At 52.5% G+C, this 6,772-nt stretch carries 5 protein-coding genes and 1 pseudogene; 4 read left to right on the top strand and 2 right to left on the bottom strand.

What is annotated here, in order from left to right; translation table 11 throughout:
• A partial coding sequence (locus OQK_RS21500) for a LysR substrate-binding domain-containing protein (protein ID WP_038861521.1) occupies nucleotides 1-861 on the top strand: 861 nt, incomplete at its 5' end.
• Here the strand turns inward: OQK_RS21500 and OQK_RS21495 are convergent.
• Both OQK_RS21495 and dnaQ read right to left on the bottom strand, forming a co-directional pair.
• A complete protein-coding gene (locus tag OQK_RS21495; RefSeq protein WP_016774208.1) occupies nucleotides 827-1,441 on the bottom strand; it encodes a GNAT family N-acetyltransferase in 615 nt (204 codons plus the stop codon). The genes OQK_RS21500 and OQK_RS21495 overlap by 35 nt on opposite strands.
• A gap of 292 nt (nucleotides 1,442-1,733) precedes the next feature.
• A complete protein-coding gene (gene dnaQ / locus OQK_RS21490) occupies nucleotides 1,734-2,510 on the bottom strand; it encodes a DNA polymerase III subunit epsilon (RefSeq protein ID WP_016774207.1) in 777 nt (258 codons plus the stop codon).
• A 120-nt stretch (nucleotides 2,511-2,630) separates the two neighbouring features.
• On the opposite strand from dnaQ, the gene OQK_RS21485 reads away from it, so the two are divergent.
• The 3 genes and pseudogenes from OQK_RS21485 to OQK_RS31585 all read left to right on the top strand — a co-directional run.
• Nucleotides 2,631-3,842, top strand: a complete 1,212-nt coding sequence (locus tag OQK_RS21485; protein WP_016774206.1) for a tyrosine-type recombinase/integrase — start codon at nucleotides 2,631-2,633, stop codon at nucleotides 3,840-3,842.
• Nucleotides 3,839-5,509: a site-specific integrase gene (locus OQK_RS21480; protein ID WP_016774205.1), complete on the top strand. Its 1,671-nt coding sequence runs from the start codon at nucleotides 3,839-3,841 to the stop codon at nucleotides 5,507-5,509. The genes OQK_RS21485 and OQK_RS21480 overlap by 4 nt, the downstream gene beginning before the upstream one ends.
• A pseudogene (locus tag OQK_RS31585) lies at nucleotides 5,506-6,772 on the top strand (integrase); the annotation flags it as partial. The gene OQK_RS21480 and the pseudogene OQK_RS31585, both read left to right, overlap by 4 nt.

The raw sequence follows: 6,772 nt of genomic DNA, 5'->3' as shown, positions 1-6,772 counted from the left end.
CTCTTGCAGACCGGTCACCTGGGCACCGCCGCCGAATGGCTGCAATTGCCGGTGACCGAGGTCGAAGAGCGTTTGCGCGAAGCCGAGAGTCAGCTGGGGTTCATGCTGTTTGCCAGCGTTCGCGGGCGTTTGCAATCGACCCCTGAAGCGCGCGCCTTGCAAGTGGAAATCGCGCACATCTATGAGGCGCTGGAACCGGTGCAGCGTCTGGCCAGCAGCCTCAAGCAATACCTCGCCCCGCCCTTGCGCATCATCGGCACCCCGCCGCTGGCCCAGCAATTGCTGCCACAAAGCCTTGCGACCCTGCGTCGGCGCTTGCCGGACGCACCGTGCAGCCTGCTCAGCGCGCCGACTCGCGACATCGTCCGCAGCCTGTTACTGCGCGAAAGCGATCTGGGCCTGAGCCTGCACGATCCCGAACACCCCGATATCCACTGCCAGCCGCTGGCCCAGGGCAAGCTGCAATTGCTCGCTCCGCACGGCTGGCTGCAACCCAAGCAGAAATACATATCCCTGGCAGATCTGGCCGGTCAGGCCATGGTCGGTCTCGAAGGTCAGGATCCGCTGAGCCCGGCGCTGGAAAACAAACTTCAGGCCTTGCGCCCGGCACCGAGCATCCAGACCCGCGTGCAGACCCATCAGATGATGCGCAGCATGGTCGAGGCCGGCGAAGGTCTGGCGATCGTCGACCCCTTCACCGCGTTGGGCGCCCGCGCCGGTGGGCTTGACGTCTGCCCACTCTCACCGGCTGTGCCGATCAACCTCTACGCACTGACCTTCAAACATGCCACGCCGTCGGCGGCGATTCAGACACTGCTGGCGATCGTCACGGAACAAGCCGAGGCGATGTTGTCGAGCTGAGTGGTTTTTCCAGCGGATTATCGAACAGGCGATACCAGAACAATGCGACTTCGGCGGTGTGCGGATCGATGCCGCGATAGCGCAACTGGTCGATGCCGCCGATCACATAACCGCAGCGCTCATACAGCCGACAGGCGCCGAGGTTGTTGTTCTGGGTTTCGAGCATGATGCCCGGCAGCTTCTTCTTGCGACTCCAGAACTGCGCGACATCGAGCAACGCCTTGGCCACGCCGTGGCGACGGGCCGGGGCATGCACCGCCAGTTCATCGATGTGGGCAAAGCCGTTCCAGTTGGTGCTGATCACCAGGTGACCGACCGGCTCGTCGTCCAGGTACGCCATGAAAATCGCACTGTCGGGCGCGTTGTGAAAGGCGCTGAACTCTTCCGGATCGATGCCGTAGCACTTGCGGTACGGCACGATCGGCGTCACCGGCCACTGCTCGACCGGCTTGCCGATCACGGCAGCGCCGTAGGCAGCGACCTCGAAACTGAAGTCGCTGCCCCAGATATACGGCGCAAAACCTTCGTCGGCGACCCGCACCGACAACCCTGGGTATTTCGGATTCATGACCGGTTGCATACTGGGAAAAGTCCTCATTCCTTGACGCAGCCGACGGTGTCGACCTTGCTGTCGCGATGGATGATTGCCAGCGCAAATTTCAACTCTTTGTACATGAGGCTCAGTGTCCTGAGGCGGCAGATTTGCACCTGACCAGTGCACTCAGGGTAGAGGGTTGCGACGAATGTGGCGAGAGTGGCAACTTGGCTTCATGTCGCCAAATGCAAAAAATCGCTGCCTTCCTGGTCCCTACTATGGAATGCAATCCCTTTAGGAGCTGCCGAAGGCTGCGATCTTTTGATCCTCAGGTTTTTCAGGCCTGCGCATCAGCCTCGGCAATCTGCGTCCACAACGCCGGCGCTCCCGCCGATTTGGCGATGATTTCCAGCCGCACCAGATGCGCCGCCAGTTCTTCTTCAGTCGCCCGGATGATGCGTGCTGGCTGACGATCGACCGGCAGGCGGCGGATTTCGGTAGCCGAGTTGTCGGCGCCCTCGCCCGTGCCATTGCCGTCGGACGCGTTGCCAGCCAGCGACAGGCTGGTCTGGCCGCCGGTCATGGTCAGGTAGACGTCGGCGAGAATCTCCGAGTCGAGCAAAGCGCCGTGCAGTTCACGGCCGGAGTTGTCGACGCCGTAACGCTTGCACAACGCATCGAGGCTGTTGCGCTGCCCCGGGTGACGTTCCCGGGCCATCATCAGGGTGTCGAGGATGGTGCAATGCTGGGTGATATCGGCGCGATCGTGCTGGCCCATCAAGGCAAATTCGTTGTTGATGAAGCCAACGTCGAACGCCGCGTTGTGGATGATCAGCTGTGCGCCCTGGATGAACTCGAAGAACTCGTCGGCGACTTCGGCAAAGCGCGGCTTGCCAACGAGGAATTCGTTGGTAATACCGTGCACACCGATCGCACCCTCGTCGCTCTCGCGATCCGGTTGCAGATAAACGTGAAAATGCCGGCCCGTCAGGCGCCGACCGATCAGTTCGACGCAACCGATTTCAATGATCCGGTGACCATCGGTCACCGGCATGCCGGTGGTTTCGGTATCGAGTACTACCATCCTGTTAGCTATAGTTTTGTTAACCGTCATCGCATCGCCACCTCTAAATACGCGTTAAATCTTAACATATCGTCAGAAAATCGCCGCACGAACTCTCGATCAATCGTAAACAACAGTTGACATTCTCTTCCACTACGCAGAGATGTAAATATGAATTATACAGTTAAGACCTTCATTGCGAGTGGCGGCGAACGGTTCTCTCAGCTCTACGAAGCTGATGCCTCTGGTTTCCCACTGTTTTATCCAACAGCTTATATTGCCCGCTCGATCAGACCCTCCACCACGCACGAAACGCAAAAGGTCCACCTTGCAGCAATTAAGAGAGTGTGCGAATGGGAGTCCAGCAGGAAAATCGACCTAGCCATAAATTTCCATATCCGTAGATTTCTCAGCGCGGCGGAGATTGATGACCTGACGAGTTATCTACGTGCCAGCAAGGCTCGCGGCAAGGGAAATGTTATCAGCAATCTTAAGTACAACACTTATCTTGCTTATGCATCAGGGTACATCCGCTGGCTCGCGCAGGAGGTTATAACCGACTACAACACGCACGACGTAAGGGATGCAGTTGAGGAGCAAAACTCAATGCTTCTGGGAAAAAAAAGGCGCAAGACCGGGTCAAAAGCCGCAAGGGAGCAGCGAATTGTCGCGTTGAAACTGCCTACCGAGACTCGTAACCGGCTGCTGGACCTCTTCGACCGCCCCTTTGAAAGCCTTCTGCAAGCACGAAACTCAGGCGGCAGGCTTCGCAACGTTTTAATGCTACGTATTCTTTATGAAACGGGGATGCGATTTGGCGAGCTATTAAGCCTGAAACTGAAACATTTCATCGAAGCCGATGGCGGTGATGGCGCGTACTTAGACATTGAGCGCAACCACCACGATGAGTTCGACACACGACTAAATCAGCCAGTTGCGAAAACTTTGGGGCGCAGGGTTCCGATCTCGGAGAGCCTCGAACAGCAGCTGATGGAGTATAGAGACAATTGGCGAGCAGAAATATTGAACGTGGGATTTTCGGAAGAAGACTTTATTTTTGTCGTCCATCGTGGAGGGCGCACCCAGGGTCAAGCGCTTCCCAAGTCAGCATTTAGTACGGGACTTACCTACCTAAAGCAAGTTTTTAAAGCACTCATGCTAATTCACCCTCACCTGTTACGACACGACTGGAACTACCGTTTTTCGCAGCTAGCGGACAGAGAAGGCATCCCATTTGAAGAGGAGAGAACCCTGAGGGAACAACTGATGGGTTGGGTACCAGGTTCGACCATGTCATGGCGCTACAACAGCCGCCATATCGAGGAAAAATCACTAGAAATAGGTCGAAAAGTTGCTTCCGATACGGCAAGGATTTTGAAATGACTAGTAGAAACCCTCCAATAGGCAGTCGTCCACTGTTCGATCTAGATCCCAAGCGCACGGAACGTCCAGGCTCGCAAGAGGGAATATTCTATTGGGATGAGGATATTTTTGTTTATACGGGACAGCGCAAATTCATTATGAGCAAAGCCCTTTCGTTGCTGCCCTCCTCAATTAGATCATCGTTCAAACAGAACTTAATCTCATTCTTTACTAATGGCAATTATGGATCAAATAGCTGTACCGGTATCATCGGAGCGATTCTTGCGAGTCTTAATGCACACCCTACCAGAGCCTTTAACACCTCTTGGATAGCAAAGGCATTAACACGCTCTTCATTCCTGAGAAACAAGAAGGCTATAACGATTTTTTTTCTCCACTGGAAGGAACACGATAGTGAGGTGATCAGCCAGAACGCCTTAAATTTACTCAATGATACTGCACCGTTTCGCAACGGACCACGCAATATACTTTCAGACGACCCAAATAAAAGTTGGCTCACCAACAGCGAATATGACAGCTTGCTTAGAGCCGTCTGGCACAACTACGACATTAATGCCGCCGGCACCCAAGTCACACTCATGCGGCTGCTGTCGATGCAATATGCAAGAAGACCCATACAGATTGCGCATCTAAAAATCGGCGATATTTTTGACAATGACGGCTCGGATCACTTTGCTCCCACAGGAAAAGTGATTAGATTTCCGGGCGCCAAAGATAAGGGTTCCGAAATAGGTTTTCGTGACAGCAAATTTGAACATCACGTTCTCGCTGATCACTTATGGCATTTATGCTCAGTACAACGCCAAGAAGTCAAAGCGCTTTACGAATACATGATGGGTTTCTCACCTACGGAGGATCAACTACTTAAACTTCCAATTTTTTGCAGTGAATTGCGTATCAAACAGGCTTTAGAGATCATTATAGACAAGCGGCAAGATAGCCTTTTCGATAATTTAAACAGTGACCTTTTTCATATAAAAAAAACACAGGTTACTCATATACTTTGTTGGATAACTAACAGCCCTACTTGCGACTATGGCGCAGCGAATCAAAAATTACTAACGTCGCGGCCTCCTATCAGCCCACGCACAGGCCATCCTATGGTCATCAGCGCAACGCGAATGCGTCATACACGGGCACGACAACTCGCCCGAATGGGGATACCCAACCACATGCTCTCACACTGGCTTGGCCATACGTCGGAGAGGTCGTTGGCTGCCTATTACAACGATCCAGCTGAACAAGCACGTCAACTCGATGAAGCAATGGCACCGGCACTCGCACCATTTGCAATGGCTTTTGCCGGAACCCTGATCGACTCGGAAGATCAGGCAACAAGAGCCAGCGACCAGACCAGCAAGTTAGAATTCGCCCGCGTAGGAGAACTGAAAAGCGTTGGCCACTGCGGAAAATTCAGTTTCTGTGCAACGACCTCAGTACCGATCCCCTGTTACCGCTGCAAATACTTCGAACCCTTAGTCGATGCACCTCATCACGAAGTATTGGATGCGCTGGAGCGGCGGCAAGCCGCCGAGGAACAGGTACTTAAAATTGGCAGTCCGCGAAACCTATTGATACCTATCAACCTATCAGCAGATATTTGCGCGGTCAAAAATTGCATTGAGCTTTGCAATGCGCGCAAGGCTAAAAGAGAAATCAATCCATGAGCAAAATCATCAAATTCACGCCGAACCGCGAAATATCTGCCAAACACAACCTCAGCGACTTCATTGCCATGGCCAGAGATAAACTAACATTGTGGTCTGATATAGATGGTTTTGCCTGGGATGCAGACAGATGGCCAACTAAAAAATCAGCCGTCCGGTTCATAAACTTTGAACACAGAGATTTGCCCCCACGAAAAAATCCTGAAACACATCAAATGATGCATCCGGCCTTCACGGAGGTTGCCAAAGCGTACCTTCGCTATACGAATACTGTGCAACCTCAAAACATGGTCACTAGTCAGGTGCGCGCACTTCGAGTCATAGAGTGGATCTTGCGCAATGATATGGTAATTCCTGACATAACCAAATTTAGACAACGACACTGGGATGCAGTCATTAGCAAAGTTGAAGATCTACCTTCCCGAGCAGCTATTTGCGCCAAAACCCTTAATGTATTGAACACACTGGCAGAGCTTTTCATTTTAACAGAAGAACCGCGCTTCTGGACAAACCCATATGTGGGTAAACACAGTGACAAAGTCCTCAAAGGCAAAAAAGCGTTGGGCGAAGCGAGATTAGATAAGGTACCGCATCAGGACGCACTACTGGCCATTGCTGAAGTTTTTTCAAAAGGCACAAGTGAAACGCAAAATCACACCGATGTAATGGTTACCTGTGTTACAGGACTTCTAATGAGTGCACCCATGCGGATTGGTGAAACCCTACGCCTTCGCACCGACTGCTTGCGGGATGATATCGACAAGAATGGAGACCGCCAGTACTACTTGGCGTACTGGGTACCGAAATCGCGGCAATTTGCCCGAAAAGCCATACCATTGACTATGAGCCCAGTCGCTATCGAATCCATTAGCCGGCTGAGCGCAATAACGGAAGAAGGCCGATGTCTGGCACGCTATATGGAGACTGACCCACAACACTTCTACCGGCACTCGAGTTGCCCAAATATTGCTGACGACGATGAACTCAGTAGGAATCAATTGATGCAAGCGCTAGGTTATTCATGCCGAGCCAGCTGCAGAAGCTTCATGATAAAACTCACCGGAAAATCCACTTTGACCGGTTTTACTCTTGACACCCTATGGCAACTTGTACTGAAAGAACACCACAGGATCAACCCACATTTTCCTTACCAAGAACCTCCGCTCTATTCGATGCAAAAACCTCTCAGAATGTCTGAGTCCCTGATGTGTTTTCGTAGATATCAACTGGCATGGTCTTATAAAACCAGCCCTGTATTACTCA

Origin of the sequence: Pseudomonas sp. R62, from assembly GCF_000257605.1 — a bacterium.
Taxonomy (GTDB): domain Bacteria; phylum Pseudomonadota; class Gammaproteobacteria; order Pseudomonadales; family Pseudomonadaceae; genus Aquipseudomonas; species Aquipseudomonas atacamensis.
This window is presented reverse-complemented; position numbering and strand designations above follow the sequence as displayed.

Bases quoted from the DNA above. Each gene is read 5' to 3' on its own strand.
- OQK_RS21495 (WP_016774208.1), bottom strand. From the start codon at position 1,441: ATGCAACCGGTCATGAATCCGAAATACCCAGGGTTGTCGGTGCGGGTC.
- dnaQ (WP_016774207.1), bottom strand. From the start codon at position 2,510: ATGACGGTTAACAAAACTATAGCTAACAGGATGGTAGTACTCGATACC.
- OQK_RS21485 (WP_016774206.1), top strand. From the start codon at position 2,631: ATGAATTATACAGTTAAGACCTTCATTGCGAGTGGCGGCGAACGGTTC.
- OQK_RS21480 (WP_016774205.1), top strand. From the start codon at position 3,839: ATGACTAGTAGAAACCCTCCAATAGGCAGTCGTCCACTGTTCGATCTA.